Origin of the sequence: Peribacillus sp. TH27 (genome assembly GCF_016650915.1) — a bacterium.
In the GTDB taxonomy this organism is placed as follows: Bacteria; Bacillota; Bacilli; order Bacillales; family DSM-1321; genus Peribacillus; species Peribacillus butanolivorans.
Map to the genome: position 1 here is coordinate 2,385,400 of NZ_JAEKEV010000002.1, position 21,585 is coordinate 2,406,984.

General features: G+C 36.7%; 19 protein-coding genes. 8 read left to right on the forward strand and 11 right to left on the reverse strand.

The features are described 5' to 3' along the window. Positions 1–167: 167 nt before the first annotated feature. From tnpB to JFU24_RS13025, 4 genes are all read right to left on the reverse strand, one after another. Positions 168–1,373: an IS200/IS605 family element RNA-guided endonuclease TnpB gene (gene tnpB / locus JFU24_RS13010; protein ID WP_201250038.1), complete on the reverse strand. Its 1,206-nt coding sequence runs from the start codon at positions 1,371–1,373 to the stop codon at positions 168–170. 242 nt (positions 1,374–1,615) lie between these two features. After that, positions 1,616–1,888, reverse strand: a complete 273-nt coding sequence (locus JFU24_RS13015) for a phage holin (protein ID WP_053344448.1) — start codon at positions 1,886–1,888, stop codon at positions 1,616–1,618. Between the two features lie 555 nt (positions 1,889–2,443). Then, positions 2,444–3,433 (reverse strand): zinc-dependent alcohol dehydrogenase family protein, encoded by a 990-nt coding sequence (locus JFU24_RS13020; protein WP_201250039.1) that lies wholly within the window; start codon positions 3,431–3,433, stop codon positions 2,444–2,446. 175 nt (positions 3,434–3,608) lie between these two features. Continuing rightward, the gene (locus JFU24_RS13025) at positions 3,609–4,226 is read right to left on the reverse strand and encodes an undecaprenyl-diphosphatase (protein ID WP_201250040.1); all 618 of its coding nucleotides are present in this window, start codon (positions 4,224–4,226) and stop codon (positions 3,609–3,611) included. Between the two features lie 447 nt (positions 4,227–4,673). Here JFU24_RS13025 and JFU24_RS13030 point away from each other — a divergent pair, with 447 nt between their 5' ends. After that, positions 4,674–5,183: a DoxX family protein gene (locus JFU24_RS13030; protein WP_201250041.1), complete on the forward strand. Its 510-nt coding sequence runs from the start codon at positions 4,674–4,676 to the stop codon at positions 5,181–5,183. A gap of 425 nt (positions 5,184–5,608) precedes the next feature. Beyond that, entirely contained in the window at positions 5,609–5,851 is a 243-nt protein-coding gene (locus JFU24_RS13035; protein WP_201250042.1) for a hypothetical protein, read from the forward strand. A gap of 66 nt (positions 5,852–5,917) precedes the next feature. Here JFU24_RS13035 and JFU24_RS13040 read toward each other — a convergent pair whose 3' ends face one another. Together JFU24_RS13040 and JFU24_RS13045 are read right to left on the reverse strand one after the other, a co-directional pair. Beyond that, the gene (locus JFU24_RS13040) at positions 5,918–7,105 is read right to left on the reverse strand and encodes an LL-diaminopimelate aminotransferase (RefSeq protein ID WP_201250043.1); all 1,188 of its coding nucleotides are present in this window, start codon (positions 7,103–7,105) and stop codon (positions 5,918–5,920) included. Between the two features lie 73 nt (positions 7,106–7,178). Then, positions 7,179–8,075, reverse strand: a complete 897-nt coding sequence (locus JFU24_RS13045) for a TIGR01777 family oxidoreductase (protein ID WP_201250044.1) — start codon at positions 8,073–8,075, stop codon at positions 7,179–7,181. 393 nt (positions 8,076–8,468) lie between these two features. Here JFU24_RS13045 and JFU24_RS13050 point away from each other — a divergent pair, with 393 nt between their 5' ends. The 4 genes from JFU24_RS13050 (at position 8,469) to JFU24_RS13065 (ending at position 12,844) form a co-directional block, all read left to right on the forward strand. Continuing rightward, complete coding sequence (locus JFU24_RS13050) at positions 8,469–10,055, forward strand: S-layer protein (RefSeq protein ID WP_201250045.1); 1,587 nt, start codon at positions 8,469–8,471, stop codon at positions 10,053–10,055. 509 nt (positions 10,056–10,564) lie between these two features. Further along, on the forward strand, positions 10,565–11,389 hold the full coding sequence (locus tag JFU24_RS13055; protein WP_201250046.1) for an amino acid ABC transporter substrate-binding protein: 825 nt from the start codon (positions 10,565–10,567) through the stop codon (positions 11,387–11,389). Beyond that, positions 11,373–12,077 carry an amino acid ABC transporter permease gene (locus JFU24_RS13060; RefSeq protein WP_201250047.1) on the forward strand — a complete coding sequence of 235 codons (705 nt, stop codon included), beginning with the start codon at positions 11,373–11,375 and terminating at the stop codon, positions 12,075–12,077. The genes JFU24_RS13055 and JFU24_RS13060 overlap by 17 nt, the downstream gene beginning before the upstream one ends. 29 nt (positions 12,078–12,106) lie before the next feature. After that, on the forward strand, positions 12,107–12,844 hold the full coding sequence (locus JFU24_RS13065) for an amino acid ABC transporter ATP-binding protein (RefSeq protein WP_201250048.1): 738 nt from the start codon (positions 12,107–12,109) through the stop codon (positions 12,842–12,844). 162 nt (positions 12,845–13,006) lie between these two features. On the opposite strand, the gene JFU24_RS13070 is transcribed toward JFU24_RS13065, so the two are convergent. After that, the gene (locus tag JFU24_RS13070) at positions 13,007–14,176 is read right to left on the reverse strand and encodes an MFS transporter (protein ID WP_201250049.1); all 1,170 of its coding nucleotides are present in this window, start codon (positions 14,174–14,176) and stop codon (positions 13,007–13,009) included. Between the two features lie 526 nt (positions 14,177–14,702). Between JFU24_RS13070 and JFU24_RS13075 the strand changes: the two genes are divergently transcribed. Both JFU24_RS13075 and JFU24_RS13080 read left to right on the forward strand, forming a co-directional pair. Further along, a complete protein-coding gene (locus JFU24_RS13075) occupies positions 14,703–15,404 on the forward strand; it encodes a response regulator transcription factor (protein ID WP_201250050.1) in 702 nt (233 codons plus the stop codon). Between the two features lie 5 nt (positions 15,405–15,409). After that, on the forward strand, positions 15,410–16,840 hold the full coding sequence (locus JFU24_RS13080; RefSeq protein ID WP_201250051.1) for a sensor histidine kinase: 1,431 nt from the start codon (positions 15,410–15,412) through the stop codon (positions 16,838–16,840). An 80-nt stretch (positions 16,841–16,920) separates the two neighbouring features. Here JFU24_RS13080 and JFU24_RS13085 read toward each other — a convergent pair whose 3' ends face one another. The 4 genes from JFU24_RS13085 to JFU24_RS13100 form a co-directional block, all read right to left on the reverse strand. After that, the gene (locus tag JFU24_RS13085; protein ID WP_201182892.1) at positions 16,921–17,274 is read right to left on the reverse strand and encodes a YxeA family protein; all 354 of its coding nucleotides are present in this window, start codon (positions 17,272–17,274) and stop codon (positions 16,921–16,923) included. Between the two features lie 5 nt (positions 17,275–17,279). Then, a complete protein-coding gene (locus JFU24_RS13090; protein WP_201250052.1) occupies positions 17,280–19,199 on the reverse strand; it encodes an ABC transporter permease in 1,920 nt (639 codons plus the stop codon). After that, entirely contained in the window at positions 19,186–19,953 is a 768-nt protein-coding gene (locus JFU24_RS13095) for an ABC transporter ATP-binding protein (RefSeq protein ID WP_053344432.1), read from the reverse strand. Before JFU24_RS13095 ends, JFU24_RS13090 begins: the two co-directional genes overlap by 14 nt. Positions 19,954–20,087: 134 nt before the next feature. Next, positions 20,088–21,236, reverse strand: a complete 1,149-nt coding sequence (locus tag JFU24_RS13100; RefSeq protein ID WP_201250053.1) for a VanZ family protein — start codon at positions 21,234–21,236, stop codon at positions 20,088–20,090. Between the last annotated feature and the right edge of the window lie 349 nt (positions 21,237–21,585).

Sequence of the window (21,585 nt, forward strand, 5' to 3'; positions counted from 1 at the left end):
AAATATATGATGAAGTTTAGATTTGATTCCTAAAATCCTTTTTTATTTCTACCACCTTCGTTTATTCACCATAAATTCTCTATTTGAACTCCCCCCCACTTATCGACCTTACGGTCTGATTGAAGTGGGGGATTCCTAAGAACATTAGCCTATCGGCCAATTTTTAATTAGGCTACTCCCGTAGTTCCTACGGTTAGAAGCCTTATGGCTTCATTCATTAGATTGAGTCCTGCGTTAATATCTCGATCGTGGTGAGTAGAACAAAAAGGACAGTCCCATTTACGAAGATTCAGTTGTTTAACGTCTTTATTTTGGTAACCGCAGCTAGAACACAATTGGCTAGAAGCAAACGTTTTAGATACGGTCACGATTTGTTTACCATACCAGTTTGCTTTGTATTCCAACATTTTTTTGAATTGGTACCAAGATACTTCACTAATAGCTTTAGCTAGTTTGTAATTTTTCATCATATTTGACACTTGCAAGTCTTCCATTCCAATAACATCGTGGTTTTTGATGATTTCGGTAGAAACTTTATGTAAGTAATCCATTCGGGCATTTGAAATTTTTTCGTGTAGGATAGCCACTTTTCGTTTTTGTTTTTGATAGTTTTTAGCTTCAGCCAATGGTTTATTTTGATTCAAGGCTATTTCTTGTCGCCTTGAAAGAATCCGTTGTGCTTTGGCCAATTTCTTTTCGACCGTCCGGAAGAATTTTGGATTTTGATAGACCGTACCATCTGAAAGAATAGCAAAATTCTTCAAACCAACATCTACACCGCACGATCGATTCGTTTTAGAAAGTACTTGTACATTGGTTTCCGCTAAAATGGAAATGAAATATTTACCCGAAGGGTTCCGCCTGATTGTGGCATTCATGATTCGCCCTTCGACTTCGCGGCTTTTAGCAAAACGAACTAGACCGAGTTTTGGCAATTTGATTTTGTTTCCAACAATTCCAATATTTCCATTCGTATGTTTAGTCGTATAGGACTGGATAGGATTCTTTTTCGATTTGAAGCGTGGTGACTTGTTTTGCTTTTTATAATATCGACTATAGGAATCTGCTAAATTTTCCACCGATTTCTGTAAGGCAATACTGTCTACTTCTTTCAGGAAAGAATACTCTTTCTTTAAAGCTGGAAGTTCTTTGATTGTTGCGTATTTATTCAGAAAAGAACCTTTCCATTCATTAGAGGGTAATTGGCCGTTCTGCTTCATTTCTTCACAAATATACCAGCAGGCATCTTTCTCCTTTTGTTTGCCTAAAAAGAAGTTATAGACAAAACGGGAGCAGCCGATCGTTTTATTGATTAGAACAAGTTGTTCTTTAGTTGGATAGATTCGAAATTTATAAGCTTTGTTTACGACCATTGGTTTCACCCCCTTATAGTTATTATTAACCACCGAACGTACGTTTGTCAAAAGATTACTTTGGCTTATGCCAACCGCCATTCATCTCCCCCTTACCGTTGGGCTCTCGCCCTTCAAACGCTTGAAGAGGGAGTCTTCTGGCGGGAAATGATTAAAAACAAAAAAACCACATGTTCCGTTACATAAAATAAACGGTGACATCTGGTTTCTTCTACATTTTTAGTAGAAAAAGGTTCGTCCAATTACTTAGGTTCCTCATATTTTCGAGCCTCATCACTGTCGCTTAGACCTTTAGTAGTATGATCAACCACACCGCCGACCCCAAAGAATGTAAGCGCAATAAAGTTAATAATCCCCATCGCCCCATTCAGCGCATCATCGGTAATGGTAAAACCAATCGGGTGGATAAAGTTATTAATGAACGCTGCAACCATTTGCGTTAATATTAAAAGCCCAGGGAGAAGAACTGTAAAAATAAACGTCGGATTTTTAAAACGCACTTTCCAGTTGATCATTGCTATGCCCCTTATTTATATTAAGCCCACTTCAGTTCATAAAATAGTACGGACTTGCTATATTTTATGTAGCTTGTCCTTCTAGCGTTCGGGAATCCTATGAAATTAATATATCGCTTTATACTTTGATTTCCTTACTTATAATTTAAAGAAAAATTGATAACAGAAAGTAATCTATAACAATGCGTATTTTATAGGCAAAAGAGAGAAAGATAGATAAAGCAGATAATAATAGTAGGTTTGAAATAAAGTTTGATAATTTCATTACTATTAACCTTTATAAACGTACAAAAGAAAAAGCATGTTTTGAAAAAAGACTGGTCAAAACATGCTCTTAACTTATTTAATCAAATGATACTTTTATTAATACCTTTTCCATACTTCTTAATGAACGTACGCACCCGACTGTACTTTAAATAAATATTACGAAATAGAAAACTAAAAGTAAAACTTCTTTTTTTCCTTTTCTCAAAGAACAATCCCACTATTTTTTCAAAAAAACGATCTTATTATTAAAAACTGCCTGATTTATAGTTGAAGAAGAAAAATTAGTAGCTAACTGGATAAAAAAATCTTCCCTCTATTACTCATAGGGGATTCTGTTACACGAATAGCTTCCTGTACTTCCTGTAGGCCATAGTGAGAGTCTGGCATCATAAACCTCAACTTTTTATCGTTTATAAAATTTATCAAAAGGTTAAAAGTTTCTTGCCAAGTTTGTACTGATACCTGTTGATTCCAATGCCGAAGATGAAACATTTTAACATTCACTTTTGTCCTATTTGAAATTTCCGCCCAATTTACAGGCTTTCCTGATAAAAGCCCGATAGTTAATAACATTCCATTTGGTTGAACACAAAAAGCTAACTCTGAACCATCTGTTCCACCCACAGAATCAATAGCAGCGTTTGCTCCACGCCCATTCGTTAATTCCATCACGGTATTATGTAATGATCTATCCGAAGTATTGATTACATTAGAAGCTCCAAGTTTAAGTAGTTCTTCCGTATATTTATTGTTTCTTGTTACAGCAATCAACTGAAAACCAAGAATCTTGGATAACTGAGTAAAGATACGACCAATAGAAGATCCGCAAGCATTCACGATTAATACATCATCCGGTTTCAATGCTAATACTTCTGTACAAGTAAGCCAAGCTGTTATCGGATTTATATATAATTGTGCTGCAATATAATCCTCAATGGAACGAGGTATAGGAACTGCCAACTCCGCAGATGTTCTAACATATTCTTGCCAAGTTCCTTCACCACGCAGAGGCAGAACACGCTTACCTATTAGTTCTTGAGAAACTGAAGGACCCACCTCTTCTACAATACCGACCCCTTCATAGCCAGGAATGGAAGGTAAAGGGATACGATGAGAATATACCCCACGAATTGGTAGCAAGTCAGATGGGTTAATAGGGCGAACTTTCATACGCACAAGGATTTCTCCATTAGCAGGTCGTTGAATGTTTTTACTTTCAACTTTCAATACGCTTTGCGGGCTTCCGAATTCATAGAACTTAATACATTTTGCTTCCAAAATAATAAGTCTCCTTTACTAAAAAATCTCATCTATATTTATAATATCACCTTTCACTAACCTGCCCTGTTCGTGACATAAGAAAAAGAGCTGCCGAAGCAACTCTCTTATTGAAGTAAAGCACCTGTTAGTTGAAAGTTATTCATAAATTCTAAATTTTCAATGTTATCATTTCTTAAAAATCCTTTGATTTTTTCCCCTTCGATTTAGTTAAAGGAGATATAACCAATTGTTCGCATTTCTCATAAACCCCTAATAATTTCAGAGTCAAGCGTAACTTAGGAACAATAAGGTAAACAATTGAGCCTGAAATGATGCTTATAATAGCTCCTGCTAGAATATCTGCTGGATAGTGGACACCACCGACCCAAATACGAGAAAAACCAACAAGGAAAGCCGGTATGATCCATAAAAACCACCATCCTCTTTTGAATATCCAAAAGGATACACAAAATGAGAAAAACAATATTGTATGGTCGCTTGGAAAAGAATTATCAACTGCTTTTTCAATTAATTTATTAACATTTGTCAACTCAGCAAATGGTTGATTATTGGAATGAAATTTTCCTGCTATCTTCCCGATTATTTCAGCAAATACAAAAGTAATGGTTGCACAAAAAACCATCATTCTACTCTTTTTATTTTGAGTAAACCAAATTACAATAACACCAAAAGCTAAGAAAAATACCATATACTCAGCAATAAAAATCATAGCAGGATTTAAGTATGTGTATTGTTTCCCTAAGTCATTAATCATTCTAAATAAATTAATATTCAGTTCTAAAAAACTCATTTCATACCACCTTTTTTTCCTCTTTTTCTTAAATCTTAAAAGAGGGAGAGATAAATCGCCATCGATTAACCTAACAGTTTAAGGTTCACATCTTACAATTTTGTCATATTTTTGTAAGGTGGTTTATTATTCACATAATAGCTTTGTTTTTCGGGATTGAGTGGTTAAATAACAATAATATTAGCTAGCTTCGAAATTGGAATCGTCTGATGGTAATTTCAAATAGAGAACTCCAATAAATTGCTGTCTACTAACTTCAACAATTGGATCAATAGCATTTTTGAATAACCGAAGAGTCTTACTGAATCCTCAGCTTTACTTCCGATTGTAGAAGGAGGTTCTTTATATATTCTTAATACATTTTTAATATAAATGATAATGAAAATCATTTTCAATGATGTTATTATATTCCTTAGTACTTATTATTTTGAACTACTGGAGGAAAACATGATGATTGATGCTCTAAGACAAAACAAAAACATTTCTATACTCTTAGCTGTATTACGTGTATATATCGGATATACGTGGATTATGGCTGGTTGGGGGAAGGTAGCAAGTGGACAGTTTGATGCTTCTGGCTTTTTACAGGGTGCTCTAGCTAACTCAACAGGAGAACACCCGGCTGTTCAAGAATGGTGGGTGGTATTTCTAAAAAATATAGCGATTCCTAATATAGAGGTATTTAACCTCTTAGTACCTTGGGGAGAACTATTTGTAGGGGTAGGTTTATTAATCGGTTGTTTTACAAAAACAGCAGTGTTTTTTGGAATAGCGATGAACTTTTCTTATATGTTTAGTGGTACTACAAGTACAAACCCACAACTTGTTTTATTGTCAATGTTTATCCTAGTTTCTGCTATGAATGCAGGAAGATATGGGGTAGATGGTTTGATTATGCCAACTCTTAAAGAAAAACTATTTGCTAAAAAAACAAGAGAGATAAAAAATGCTGCTTAGTTTTTTAATACGTAGATTCGAAAGATCGCCAGTATAGGCGGTCTTTTTATGCATTCTTCTAGTTGAACTCCCTCAGTTAATTAAGTATTTCTTACGAATGCTAGCTCATTCGCAGGATTTCATCCCACTTAGAGTAAGAATGAGTGAATACAAAGCTTTTACAGAAGCTAATTCAAGAATTACAAGGGTTATCGCAAGTTATTGCCGATGTTGAAATAGGAAACTAAGTCGGAGAAAATTACTATAAAGCTAAAGGATTTAAACGTTTCGAAGAGTTTGATGAGGACTTTATAGACACAAGCTAAGAACCAAACGAATGGCTTTAGAAATCTAATAAAAATGCACCATTTCACATTTTCCAGAAAAGTGTAAAATTAAACGAAACTTTTGTACGCTATACTCGTAATCAAATGAGGAGGTGTAAAATGAAAAAGTATCTAATTTTCACTATTAGTTTCTTATTGTTATTTACCTTATTGCAAATTTCATCTGGTCTATTTCTAACTGCTACATATACCCCTGATTTTTCAGAGTCATTGAGCATGAGTAATACACTTTCTCAAGAAGTGATTTTTGTTCAAAGTTCACAAATACCTACATTAATAATTGCTGTTTTATCTGCTATATCAGCCTATTTCATTTTGAATAAAGTCGCAAAAAAGAATTGAATGAGAAGGACCTGCAAAGAAAGAGTGCGGCTTACCCTCCGCACTCTTTCCGTTTACTTTTCATATTCAATCCTGAACCACTTTTTGATATTCTTCCAGAAACAATTGAATCTTTTCTGCAGCTTCTGTCAATCTCTCAGCCGGTTGGACCAAGGCCATTCGAACATACCCTTCGCCTTCTTCTCCAAAAGCATCCCCAGGGACGACCGTAACCCCCGCTTTTTCAATCAATTCATAAGCAAAATCGCGTGACTTCCAACCAGCAGGAATTTGAGCCCAAATAAACATGGTAGCTGAGGATTTAGGTACATGCCATCCTCCTTTTGCAAGACCTATTATCAAGGCATCCCGACGGGCCTCGTATTCCTTAACTTGATCGGACAGCAGCGAAAGGTTGGATGTAAGCGCCATTTCTGCAGCTTTTTGAATCGGATAAAAAACTCCATAATCGATGTGTGATTTCAATGTACCTAAGATATGTAACGCATCATGATTGCCGACCACATATCCAATACGACAGCCTGCCATATTGAACGTTTTCGATAGCGAATTAAATTCAATCCCAACCTCCTTAGCACCCGGAATAGACATAAAGCTAATCGGAGGATGATCATCAAAAATTAACTCAGAGTAGGCAAAATCGTGAACAACCAGAATCTCATTCTTTTTAGCAAACGAAATAACCTCTGAAAAAAAATCTTCATCAGCAAGTGCAGTGACTGGATTTCCAGGGTAACTGATGATCATCATTTTCGTTTTGTTCAATATTTCCACTGGGATTTGATTGAGCTGTGGCAGAAATTTATTCTCGGCAGTAAGTGGCATCGGATAAATGTTACCTCCCGCGAGTTTTACACTTGCTTCGTAAATTGGATATCCCGGATCTGGTACTAACACATAATCGCCCGGATTAATCATCGCTGTTGCCAAGTGTGCAAGCCCATCTTGTGAGCCCATCAGTTGAAGGACCTCTTTATCTGAATCAAGCTCTACCCCGTAACGCTGCCGATAAAAATAGCAAACAGCCTCATGGAATTCAGTTGTACCTTTTAGCGTATAACCGTATGAGTTTGTATCCTGTGCATATTTGACCAGCGTATCCACTACAAATGCAGGCGGTGGCAAATCAGGACTACCAACGCTCAAATCGATAACATCTATCCCGCGCTTCATCGCATCCTGCTTACGAGTCGCCAACTCCGAAAAAATTCCTGTTGTGAATCTTCCGACTTTTTCAGATGGAGTAATATTCATAATATGGATTCCCCTTCATCAATAATCTTTTTATCTATTATTATAGCAAATCACTCTCTAGTGTTTTATACCCTTATTTAGAACTCTTGAGTATTTGTTGAAGGGCTGCATCGAGTTTATCAAATTTAAACTCGTAACCCTCCCTTACCAATCTTTCAGGAATAACCCAGCGACTCTTTAAGATTAATTCAGTTTCGGTTCTCATAAAGAAAGCTCCCATTTCAAGCATGGGTCTTGGGCATGGCAATCCTATCTTTCTATTCATGGCTTTTCTCAGGTGAGCCATTAACTCGCGATTTGTAACTGGGTGAGGCGAAGAACAATTGAATACTCCGCTCAACTCCTCGTTCTTTCTAAGAAAAAGGACAATGTTAAATAAATCATCTATATGTATCCAACTGAACTTTTGATTTCCCGATCCTTGATGACCGCCTAGACCAAATTTAACTAAATTTTTATAAGGAGTCATTACCCCACCATCATCGCCCAACACAATCGCAATTCTTAAAGCAATTTGTCTTGTCTCAGGTAATTGAAATTCAAAAAATGAACGCTCCCACTCTTTGGCCACATGAACCGAGAAACCTGAGCCAATGATACCGTCATCCTCTGTCATTGGAATATCTTCAGCATGCCTATAAATAGTCGCCGTACTTGAGTTTATCCATAATGAAGGAGGATTTTCACATTGTTTAATCGCATTTCCGAGTATTTTAGTAGTTTCAGTTCGTGACTGTAAGATTTCTTCCTTATTCTTAGCATTGTAGCGACAGTTAACTGTTTTCCCTGCCAAGTTGATTAGCATATCAGAATTCTCAATTGATTCTCTTATCCCTTCGTTATTACTCCAACTTATATGTGGAGATTGTCTTGAGATTATTCTTACCTCATATCCTAAACCCATGAAATGATTTTCAAAGTATTTACCGACAAACCCAGTCCCGCCAGCCAAAACTACTTTCTTCTTCATATAACCAACTCGCTTTCTTTCAAGAGTTAATAGCTAATACTTTAACTAGATATTTCTATTTTTGTGAATTTATTCACAAAAATTATATCACCCAATTACATTAAATGGTAGGAGAATACTCTTTTTAATTTAACGTGATGGATAAAAGAATGATGATAAATAAAAAGGCTGTTGAGGGTTTCAAGACTATCTGAGGCTCAGAGTTTTTCCCTTATTTCGACAATAAACATATGGTTTTTTCTATAGGTTCTCGAATGAAATCCAAAAAGATTATTCCAGAAATTCCCCCTCTTCATTTACAAAAACCATACTCTCCCCAAATAGCTACTTAATACTTTTACAATAAAATTGGCTTGTTCAATATTATTTCAATATTTCGGAGGTATCAGAAAGATGTTAAATAAGTTCAAATCATTCACGGTATTGGCTCTCAGCTTAGCCATCTTTTCTCAAAGTCTGCCGGTCGCTGCAAAAGATACAGAAGAAAACAACCAGACAAATTCTGGAGGCAGATGGATGAAAGGGGAATATCATGCCCATACCACTCAGTCCGACGATGCAGAGGGGTCTCAGACCCTTGAAAACGTGCTCAACAACTCATTTGACAAGTATGGTATGGATTGGATGGGGATTTCCGACCATTTGAGAATGTCTTCACGGGATGATGAAGGACAATTGCTTCCAGGCGGTCCGATTCCGCTGTCTCAGGGAATCATTCAATATCAAGCTCCGAAAATGAAACAACTGCAGAAAAAAGGCAAATATAAAAATAAAATTATCTTTTCGGGGTTCGAATGGGACATGCCTACATACGAGCATGTCGGCATAGGAATTTTGGGAGATCAGGCAGGATCATCAAAAAGTTTAAAAGCTGGCAATCAATTCGAGTATTTGTTTACCAACCAGGATGAAAAGATGTTCAATTCAACGGATGTAGCCATCTGGAAATCACAGGATCAAAGAGCCAATAAGACACCCCAGGATGCTCGAACAGCCTTGGCATGGCTTGAGAAGAATTATAAGAATACAAGTTATGCCATCCTGAATCACCCTTCGAGAAAAAAGGTGTACACCATATCTGATTTCCGAGACTTCAACAATATCGCACCGGATGTCTTGTTCGGATTTGAAGGCATGCCCGGAAACCAGATGGAGCCTGACAGAGGCGGCTTAAACCTGACAACGCCTGAAAACAGAACTTACGGCGGTTCCGATTACATGCTTGCTAAGGTAGGCGGTGCATGGGATGCGCTTCTTGGAGAAGGACGTCAGTTCTGGAACTTTTCCAATTCGGACTCCCATTTCGAAATCAGTGAAAACCGCCTTTACTCTAGCGGATACTGGCCTGGCGAATATTCCAAAAATTACACTTGGGTGAACGGTTCCACAATGCAATCCGTCTTGGACGGCATGCGGTCGGGGAAATCATTCTCTGTTTTTGGTGACTTGATTAACGCACTTGATTTCCAAGCTAAAGGCGGCAGCAGCAAGGTAGATATGGGTGGGGACCTTAAAGTGAAGGAAGGACAAATGGTCAAAATTACAATCCGATTTAAGAGCCCTAAAAAGAACAACAACGGCGATTTTGTTAAAGTGGATCACGTGGATTTAATTTCCGGTGATGTAACTGGGAAAGCTGTGCCTGGAACACCTGCTTACAGTAAAGACACCAATGATACGACAAAAGTAGTTAAACGCTTTACAAGCAAAGACTGGAAAACTGATGGCGACGGTTACCATATTATCACTTACAAAGTCAAAGCGAGTAAGGACCAATATTTCCGTTTGAGAGGTACGAATCTAGGGGAAAATGTCTCTGGAGAAACGAGCAACGGTGAGCCGCTGATCGATTCAAAGACTGATATTGAGGATAACGAATCACGTTTTGCCGAGATCAACAACCGTAACTATAAAGACCTTTGGTTCTATTCGAACCCTATCTTCGTAAGCGTAGAGGAAAGAACGCATGACAATCACTAAGCCAATAATAAAGATGCTGCAATAGTTTCGGGCGGTTCAAATCCAGAAATAACACTCCCATCCCCTGCTTAGTTCTAAAGGTGGATGGGAGTCTTTATGTTCTGGAAAGTTCTAAATCCATCGTTTCTAATCTCCTTAGTCTCCTCCAGACAAAAAAACCTTGAAACTCACTTGCGAGTTCGGTATCAGAACAGATGCCATATAAGTAGAAAGGATAGGTGGACCCCTCCAATTATCTTGAGAATAATTAGGACAAACGTTCTCAAGGATAAAAAGAAAATCTATGTAGGCATCATTTTTACGAAATGGTTGATATTAGAAATGAAAAGTTGTAGAAAAGAACAAGCTCTTCGTTATGAGTACTAATTCACTTCAATCCCTTAAAATCTGTATAATTCGCAAAGAAACATTAACACTAATGATATAAGTTGTTTCTATTGACTTTTTGCCCTTTCTAATTTAGTATCACAGAGTATCAATCCCTATCAGATTACTAGGAGGTTTATCAAATGAAAAAATCGATTGCTCTTTTATCGCTATTGTTAGCTTTCACAATTGTACTTACGGCTTGTGGTTCAAATACAAAAAATGAGGCAAATAATACCGACAATAAATCTTCTTCACAAGAAAGTCTATATGATAAAGTCAAAAAAGATGGCGTGTTAACAGTTGGAACAGAAGGTACATACCCTCCTTTCACATTCCACGATGATTCAGACAAACTAACTGGGTTTGATGTTGAAATTTCTAAGGAAGTAGCAAAGCGGCTTGGTGTGAAAGCAGAGTTTAAAGAAACACAATGGGACGGTATGTTTGCAGGATTAGATGCTAAACGTTTTGATATGATCGCAAACCAAGTTGGAATTGATGAAGACCGTCAAAAGAAATACGATTTCTCTGACCCATATATTCAATCAGGAGCAGTATTACTTGTTCACAAAGACAATTCAGATATTAAATCATTCGATGACTTAAAAGGGAAGAAATCTGCACAATCTTTAACAAGTAACTACAATGATATAGCAAAATCCCATGGTGCTGAAGTTACCGGTATTGAAGGATTTTCTCAAGCTGTACAGCTTATTGGTTCTAAACGTGTAGATGCAACGATAAATGATAAATTATCTTACCTTGATTATAAAAAACAACACCCCGATGCACCTATCAAAGTGGCTGACGAGGAAGAAAACGGTGTAGCTAGTGGGTTAATGTTTAGAAAAGACGGCGGCAAGTTAGTGGAAGAAGTAAACAAAGCACTAAAAGATATGAATGACGATGGTACGTACGCAAAAATCTCCGAAAAATGGTTTGGTGAAGATGTTTCTCCTAAGTAATATTTTCTCTGACCCAGAGCGTATGAACCAACTTGTTTCTATCGCTCAAACCTCCCTCTATCCTATGGTAGAGGGAGCTATTAAAAATACAATTCCACTAACATTAATTTCATTTGTTCTTGGCCTTATTCTCGCTGTACTAACAGCATTAGCTCGATTATCTTCTATAAAAATTTTACAAATAATTGCGCGTGTATATGTGTCAATCATCCGCGGGACACCATTACTTGTGCAATTATTTATTATTTTCTACGGGCTGCCAAACTTAGATATTACGATTAATCCTTTCATATCGGCTATTATAGGGTTTTCTCTAAGCGTCGGAGCTTATGCATCAGAAATTATACGGGCAGCAATTCTATCAATACCAAAAGGACAATGGGAAGCAGGCTATTCAATTGGTATGACATATACCCAAGCATTAAAGCGAATTGTTTTACCGCAAGCAGCTCGAGTATCCATTCCCCCATTATCAAACACTTTTATTAGCCTTTTAAAAGATACATCGCTTGCATCACTAATTCTTGTAACAGAGATGTTCCGTAAAGCTCAAGAAATTGCTGCAAAAAACTATGAATTTCTATTACTTTACATCGAAGCAGCTGCTTTATATTGGATTTTGTGTACTATTTTATCTTTCATTCAAGGAAATATCGAGGACAGACTTAATCGTTATGTAGCAAAATAAGAGCTGCAGTATTAAAAGGAGATTTTAAAATGATTAACATTAAGAATCTTCATAAATCATTTGGTGACCTTGAAGTATTAAAAGGTATTGATTTGGAAGTGGAGCAAGGAAAAGTCATTGTATTAATCGGCCCTTCAGGTTCAGGTAAAACAACCTTTCTTCGGTGTTTAAATCTCCTTGAGGTGCCTACAGACGGGACGATTGAAATTGATCAAAAACTAATGGAGTTTAAAAAAACTGTTAGTAAAAGATCAATTACTTCTTTTCGCAGTTTGACAGGAATGGTATTTCAAAACTATAACCTCTTCCCACACAAAACAGCAGTAGAAAACGTAATGGAAGGTCCAATTATAGTAAAGAACATTCCAAAACAAAAAGCGAAAGAAACAGCCAAGGCATTGCTTACAAAAGTGGGTTTAGGTGACAAAGTTGATTTTTATCCTTTCCAGTTGTCCGGCGGCCAGCAACAGCGCGTGGGAATTGCAAGGGCTCTGGCCATGGAGCCAAAAGTAATGCTGTTTGACGAGCCAACCTCTGCTCTGGATCCTGAACTAGTTGGTGACGTCTTAAAAGTAATGAAAGACTTAGCGAAAGAAGAAAGAATGACAATGGTTGTTGTGTCACATGAAATGCGTTTCGCTCGTGAGGTAGCAGACGAAGTTATCTTCATGGATGAAGGAAAAATTATGGAGCGTGGAACACCCGAACAAATTTTCACAAACCCTAAAGAAGAGCGTACACGCCGTTTTTTGAATATGATTCAATAAAAAGACGCTTATATTAAGTAGAATAGAAAAACCCTATTTGCAAAATAGGGTTTTTTTTGCTCATTTAAATTAAATGTATAATCTCAATTCCGACTAGAAAAAACCTGTAGATTTGCCTGACTTTGGACGTTATCTACAGGCTAGTTTAGGGTTGCACATACATCAAACAAATGCTTTAACTTGTTTCGTCTGGGCATGATAAATCTGATAAAGAACCAATGCAAAAACTGAAAGCATAGCTCCTGAAATAAATGGCAAATCTATCGAAATGGAAAATAACCATCCACCTATTGGAGGCCCAGCAATTCTACCGAATGAGTCAAATGAAGAAAGTAAGCCAGTAACACTGCCATGTCCAGTTGTAGAATTTTTGGTCAACAGTGCCGAAATGGCCGGCCGGATGAAACCATTCCCTAATCCGAAAATGGTTAAGAAAACTGCAGATGTCCAGAAATTATTAGAGAACAGTATTAGAATAAATCCAATGGCCGATACGATAATCCCGATTCGGATGACCGATCCTTCCCCATATTTCTTGGTCATCCTTCCCACTAATCCACCTTGAACAATCGCACTGCCAAATCCCATAATCATAAAGATATAGCCTAATTGTACAAGGCTTATATTAGCCTTTTGAGCTGCGAAATAGGCGAAAGTCGTTTCGAGTCCAGCCATCGAAAGTGTGATTATCAATTGTAGAATAAACATAATACTCAGAGGTCCATTAAAGGCTTTCCACATTGATTCTTTATTTTTCGAATGCTGAGATCTTTTTTCTACTGTAAGTGATTCTTTCAGTATTATAAACACTAAAATTAGAGTAATTAAAGATGAAATTCCAGCAATATAAAAAGGTAAATTCAAACTTGATTTTGAGAAGATACCTCCAATTGCCGGACCAAAGATGAAGCCAAGTCCTGTAGCAGCACCAATGATCCCCATCCCTTTCCCCCGGTCCTCTGGCGTCGTAATATCAGCTACATACGCCATTGCAGTTGGCATGTTAGCAGAGGATAAAACCCCACCAACAATTCTAGCTACGAATAAAACCCATAAAGAATCTGCTGTCGCCATGATGAAAAAAGAAAGCGCTAATCCTGCGATTCCAATCATCATAACAGGCTTACGACCTATTCGGTCTGAGATACGTCCCCACATTGGGGCAAATAATAATTGCATTAACGAATAGACAGCCATTAAAAGACCAAGCTCTGTCGGACTGCCACCCACCTTTTCAGCTAGGAACGGCATTACGGGAATAATAATCCCAAAGCCGACCATCACTAAAAACATGACTAAAAAAAGAACAGGCAACACCTTTTTTGTTTCCATTATTTTTTTCTCCTTTTATTCTTTCACATTTGCTGCATACTTTTTCTAATGATCTTTGATAGAAAATGATTTTGGTCTAGAAAGAATATTATCGAAGACCTAGACTTAATTGCATAGTAAAACATAATAGCTATATCATTATCTACCTACCAATACTTTAAACAGTTTATCATACAACCTTTACCAAATCAGTATTTAGTACTATCTATATCCACCTCAAATAAATAAGCCTACAACCATAAACTACCTCATTTAAAACCAAGCCATGATCAGGCCTCTACGTTTTATGGCAACAAGGTCCTGATCCTTTCATCGAAAGTACATTTTCTTTTTTAATGGAACCTATGTGCTTTTCTCTACTTTGTTTCGCAGCCTATCTTCGCTATTAAATATAATCTTTAATGAAAAATTATGAAACGGATGCCTAAGACGCCACTTATTCCAGAAATATCTCTCCCTTCCCCTTATTTTTTGCTACAGGGTACTCTATACTGTAGGTTAAGATTGATGTTTGGGAGGTAGAAGAATGGCTAATGATCAGTGGATTTTAATTATTGACGATGAGGAAGATTTGGCGCGTCTCATGGAGACAGTTTTACATAAAGAAGGTATTACAAATATTGTAACGGCGGGAACCGTTGCGGCTGGTTGGGCAAAGTTTCAGGAGTTTAATCCTGCACTTGTATTGCTAGATATTATGCTGCCTGATGGCGAAGGCTATGATTTATGCAAGCAAATTCGTGAAGTGTCAAATGTGCCAATTTTATTTATGTCGGCTAAGGATGAGGAAATTGATAAACTTATAGGGCTGGCGATAGGTGGGGATGATTATATTACCAAACCATTTAGTCCGAAAGAAGTTGCTTATCGGGTGAAGGCACAGTTGAGACGGGCTGGATTTTCAGAGGAAAAAGCAGCTCCGAAAAGTTTGCAAGTTGGTCCTTTTGAGCTTAGTGCCAATGAAACAGAAGTGAAAAAGGATGGAAAAACGATTGAGCTCACAGCTAAAGAAATCGGACTGATGAGCTGTTTTATGCATCATTCGAATCAGATTTTGAGCAAGGAAACTTTGTTTGAACATGTTTGGGGCGATGAATTCTTTGGCTCCGATAATACGGTGATGGTACATATTCGCCGTTTACGCGAAAAAATTGAGATAGATCCTTCAAAGCCTTCGTTTTTATTAACTGTTAAAGGACTTGGTTATAAATTACATACCAAGGGGTGAGACAAATGAAGTGGAAATTGACACGGCGCTTTTTAGGATCCGTTGTGACAATTGTTGTAATCGTAGGGATTGTAAATACAATTTTACTCCTCTGCTTAATCTTTTTTCCTAATTTGGGGACAGAAGAAGTATCTGCGGAAAACTTTAGCCGAACATTTTCACAATATGTAGAACTGCAAGATAACAAACCGATGGTAAATGAAGAAGGGCTAGAAAAACTCCAAGACAAAAAGGCCTGGATACAATTTTTGAATAATAAGGGTGAGCAAGTAGCAGCCTTTTATACACCTCAAAATTTGCAAACCATGTATTCTCCTGTTGAAATCGTACAAATGTATAAGTATAAAGAAATTGATGCAGAGACGACTGTTTTTGTCGGCGAAGCCCATAATTTCAGCTATTTTGTAGGTGTTAAGGAACAGAAAATAGGTCGCTATGTAATAACCTATGATTATGGAAAAAGTTTCAAAAACTTTAACATCTTACTTTTATTATTTTTAATCGTCGATATTATTATTGCATTAGTCATTGGATTTTTATTTGGTAAAAGATTAACGAGTCCACTTAACTTATTAATAGAAGGAATTCAGCAGCTTCGGGAGAGACGCTTTAAGAAGATGAGCATACCAAAAGGCGTTTATGAAGATGTGTTTCGCAATATGAATGAACTTTCGGTGAAGTTAGATCAGTATGAGAAAGAACGTGATCAAATCGACCAAATGCGTGAGGAATGGATTAGCAATGTTTCGCATGATATGAAGACACCACTTGCTTCTATCCATGGGTATGCAGAATTGATGAAAGATAGCTCCACAGATTTAACACCACAAGAATTGCATGAGTATACATCTATTATAAATAGACAGTCTATTTATATGAAAGATTTGTTAGACGACCTCAATTTAACGATGCGTTTGCGCAATCAACAACTCCCGTTACAATTTGAAGATGTAAATATTGTTGGGTTTATTCGTGAAATGACGATTGAGCTTTTAAATGATTCATCATTTGGGGATCGACAGGTTGAATTTGAGGCAAATGTGGACAAAGCCATGCATAAAGTGGATAAAAAATTACTGAAAAGGGCGATTTTTAACTTTATCTACAACGCACTTGTGCATAACGATGAAAATGTCGTTGTGAATATTCGAATTGATAATATTTATCTACTGGGTGGACAAGAGCAAAAGTCAAGCAACATATCCACAGCTTCAGTCTTTCATACCCAAATTACCATTGCCGATAATGGCCGTGGTATCCCCTCTAAAGATTTAGAACAGGTTTTTGAACGCTACTACCGAGGTACGAATACTACCAGTACACATGGAACTGGTTTAGGTATGGCGATTGCAAGGGATATTATTCTAGCCCATAATGGGAAAATCGATTTGACTAGCGTTGAAAATAAGGGCACCACCATTACTATTCTTTTATAATGCTAATTATATTTTTCTTAACAGGCAGAGAAAAGGGCTGTACTCCACTTACTTATTGGAGACAGCCCTTCTTTCATATTTTATTTTTTTTGTGCCTTTTCCGGAATTTCCTCAAATTTCACTTCATCATATGACGATACTTCATCACCATTTTTTACGTACATCTTCAAGTAGGCATCTTTCCGAAGATTTTTTTGTGCAGTGAATTCTAGTGGAATTGTTTCACCATCAGCATTAGTAGCGTCCAGTTTATAAGAGTAGGAGGTCATCACTGTACCATCATCCAGTTTGGTTTCATGCTCTTCCCCATCCTCTGTAATTTGTAAATAATAATTGCTGGCATTCATACGGTTGAAGTCAATATTAGTAAGCGCGAAGACTCCTACTACTCCTAGCAAAAACAAAATACCCACTACCATTAGAAATTTTTTCATCTCGATCATCCTTCTGTTTTATTATTTTGTGTGATAATACGATTGTAAGAAGCTACCGTTAAGATATAATACAGACCGTAGATAACTGTATAAGCAATCATCCAGATCATCACAGGTTTTGCAAGGTCCATCATCAGTAAGCTAGAGAAGGCTTTTAAAGCAACAACACTGTGTAATAACCCTACTGATAGTGGTACGAAGAAGATTACGAATACTTGTGATGCAATGGATTTCCGCATTTCTTTTGCGCTAACTCCCATTTTATGAAGCATATTGTATTGTGATTTATCTTCCTCTGCTTCAGTTAATACTTTAAAATAAATGATACTACCTGTTGCAGCTAAAAATACCAGACCCAGGAAGCTTCCGATAAAGAGGAGTGATCCCACGCCTTCAATGCTTCTCTGAAAATCTTGAGGGGCACTAGAAAATAGCGCTTCTTCAGGTATTTGTTTTGCAATTTTTTTAGATAAATCCGTAGAAGCTTTGTCCACACCAATGACACGATATTTTAGTGCTTCTCCTTCTTTTTGTAATACTTTAAATTGATCATTTGATACCACAACTGCAATACCTGCTGTGCCGGCATTTAAAACTGTTTGCGTTTTAAAGCTCTGGAATGTGATTGCAGAGTTGTTTTCTGTCGTGATGGTCTTTCCTTTGTATTTAGGTGAGAATCTTTTGTCATATCCAATATCTAAAATAACCGCATTGTCAGCATTCACATGTAGTTCTTCCTTGTTTTGTACTGCTGCTAATTTGTTATATGTTTTTTCGTTGATAACCGTATAAATTCTTTTGTCTGAGCTATCGAAAACTGATGCCGCGTTTAATTCTTTTGTATTAAATGTGACTGATAGTGCTTCGATATTTTCATCGTACTTTGTATCTGACAATACATTGCTAACTTGTTGATCGCTTTTTGCATCTGTTTGCTGATACATAAAGGTATTCGGATCAGCGGTCATAACTTGGTCATTTGTGTTGTAATAAAGACCATACACTGCACCGCCTGCTGTTACAGTTGTAGCACTTAACACCGCAATTACAGTCAATGTACGTGCATTACCCCGAATTCGATATAGCAGTTGTGAGATCGTCATTATATGAAGACCTTTCCATAGCCATTTTTCATTTTTCTTAATCACAGCTAACACAAAGCCTGTCACACTGTGGAACAATAAAAACGTACCGACAATTACTGTTGATAAAATAATGAGTGCTGTCATTAAAAAGCCGACTTTTTGCCACACTTTAGAAGTAAAAAGATCTTGCATCGCCAACCAATAACCGATGGCAATTAGTAATACTCCAAGAATGGCTACAATCATAGATGGCTTTGGAGCAACTTCCCCTTTTTTCGATGCATGGAATAAATCAATTAGTTTAAATTGATAAATTAAACGATAGCCTTGGAATGATGTCACTAAGAAAATAATAAGAAATACAATAGCGGTATTCAAAGCTGCTGATCCCGAAAATGTAAATGGTGCTATGACATCATAGCCCATTAAATGAATCAAAATCGTCATAAATCCTTTTGAACAAAGGAATCCAAGAACAACCCCCATTACTAATGAAACCAAGCCTAATAATAAGTTTTCAAAAAAGAGCATAAAGCCAATTTGACGATTACGTACGCCTAGTAATGCATACAATGCCACTTCTTTTTTACGTTTTTTCATAAAGAATGAATTCGAATATGCGATAAATATGGCAACGAAGAATATTAGAATGACTGCCGCACCACTCATTAGTGAATCTAATTTTTGTGATGACGCCGTTTTTTCTGCAATCGTATCACTATATTTTAATGTCACAAATGTGAAGTAGATGACAATACTAAAAACCATAGATGCGATGTATAAAAAATATTGGGAGAAGTTTCGTGCAATATTTTTTCTCGCTAGACTAAATAACGTCATCTACCTCACCCCCAATTGTTGCAAGGACATCCAAAATCTGTTGGAAGAATGCTTTACGTGTTTGGTCACGACGATAAATTTCTGTTGATAGCGTACCATCCTTGATGAAAATAATACGTCGGCAGAAGCTTGCGGCATATGCATCATGTGTCACCATCATGATGGTAGAATTATTATTTTCATTTAAATTACTTAAGCTTTCCAGTAGATTTGTCGCTGATTTTGAATCAAGTGCACCTGTTGGTTCATCCGCTAGAATCAGTGCAGGTTCTGTCACAAGCGCTCTGGCTGCAGCTGTTCTTTGCTTTTGGCCACCGGAAATTTGGTAAGGATATTTTGCTAGTAAATCCTCAATACCAAATACTTTAGCAATACGATTCACTAAGATATTAATTTCTTTAGCTGGGGTTTTCGCAATCGCCAGTGGTAATAATATATTTTCCTTCACAGTCAATGAGTCGAGCAAATTGTAATCCTGGAAGATGAAACCAAGATTGTCACGTCTGAAATCTGCTAAAGCAGCTTCCTTCAAATCGTGAATACTCGTATCATTCATATAGATTTTCCCTTCAGTTGGTGAATCAATTGTTGCTAACATATTAAGCAAAGTCGATTTCCCCGCTCCAGAAGGCCCCATGATGCCCACAAACTCTCCTTCATGAATGTCAAAAGATACATTTTCTAACGCAGTATAAGCGGCGCTTAATTTACCATATGTTTTTTTAATATTTTCTACTTTTAATAATGGTTCCATGTGTTTCACCTCGTCATTTTTGCTGATACTTATACTATAAATGCCCATCCTTACAGCATCTTTGTGCCAACCTTACAGCAACCTTAAATCTATAAAAAAATCGTCTTCTATTGTATAGAAGACGATTTATTACCTTATTTTTTTCTAGTTGTATACAAATCAGATGCTTCATCGAAGTAGAAACGGCGTTTTTCTTTACCAAATACGACTAACATAACGTGAATGAATAACACGATTGTTAAAGTAACAAAGATGACCCAAGTACCCAGTGTTAAAAATACGGATGACTTATAATAAGGAGAGTCCATTGGTACTTCCATATTATTCAAAGTGCTCGCAATCACCGTTATAAAATACATGGCATAAATTGCACCAAAGCGTTTAAACAATCGCTTGTTTGTTTCTGCCCTACATACTTTACTGTCATAACTAAAGCGCATAATCTTCGTACCAACTGTATGTCCACTCCAATGCAGTGGAATGAAAAAAAACATTACAAATAATGCAATTGTACTTGCAACAAATTCACTAACCTCATTAACATTGGACATGTTCAAAACAATTCGGATTACAATTTTACATATGAATAAATCAATAATTATTGCTAGCAATACAGACATCTTTTTTACTTCATCATGGGCTAATAGTTTATCTGCTTTCGCCTTAACTTTCTGCCTCGACGGAAATAACGCTAGTACGGCTGGGGCAATGAAGAAGCCGAGTACGCCACCTGAAGTATTCAACATTAAATCATCTACATCAAAAATTCGATAAGCACAATTATAAATGCCATAAATGCCAGTTACCTGTGTTATTTCGTAGAATAGAGTTAATACGAATGTGAAGCCAAGAGCTTTCTTCCAATATTTTTTCTCTTGGAAGAAATAGCGTAAATAAACGCCAAAGGGCAATAATAATAGGAAATTGAAAAACGCTTGATAAAATGAAGGTTGTTTAAATAACTGCATATATGTACCTGGTTGTGTTAATACAATACCACTGTTCTCAAAGGTATTCGCCACGAATTGAAATGGCACCAGTGAAAAATGCTGTGTATCAGATTTTTGTAACGAACAAGTATCGCGTATTTCTGGCAATGGCAGTAATACTAAAAACAACGCTGATAGAAAATAAAAGATAAATGAAAATGTGATAAATGTAGTAGAAAGTGGCAAGTGATTATATTTTCTATATGTATAAATGAGCCATGGAATAAATAACATAAACACCAATATGGCAAAAAAGATGGCTGCCACATAGATTGGTTGTGTATAGGCTGTCAATTTCTCTCCCTCTTTTCATGAAAATAATTTATGCTCTTCATCCTAACATGCGCTTTTCTCTCAATTATATTTTTTTATAAAATATATAACTCCTCTGAGCGGCTCTAATATTTCATCCTCCATCCATCATTAAGTTCCAAAGATGTTCATCTAAGATATCTATTTGTTCTTTTAGATAGTCAAATATATTTTGCACTTAAATATCCCTTTCTAACTGTTTCTTGACAATTTTTCCACTTCCTTCTCTGCCCACATCATCTCACCAAATTAACATAAGGTTATTATGAGGTTATAGAAGGACCAACTATTAAGTTAGCTACGGACAAAATGAACGAGATGAGAGCATAAG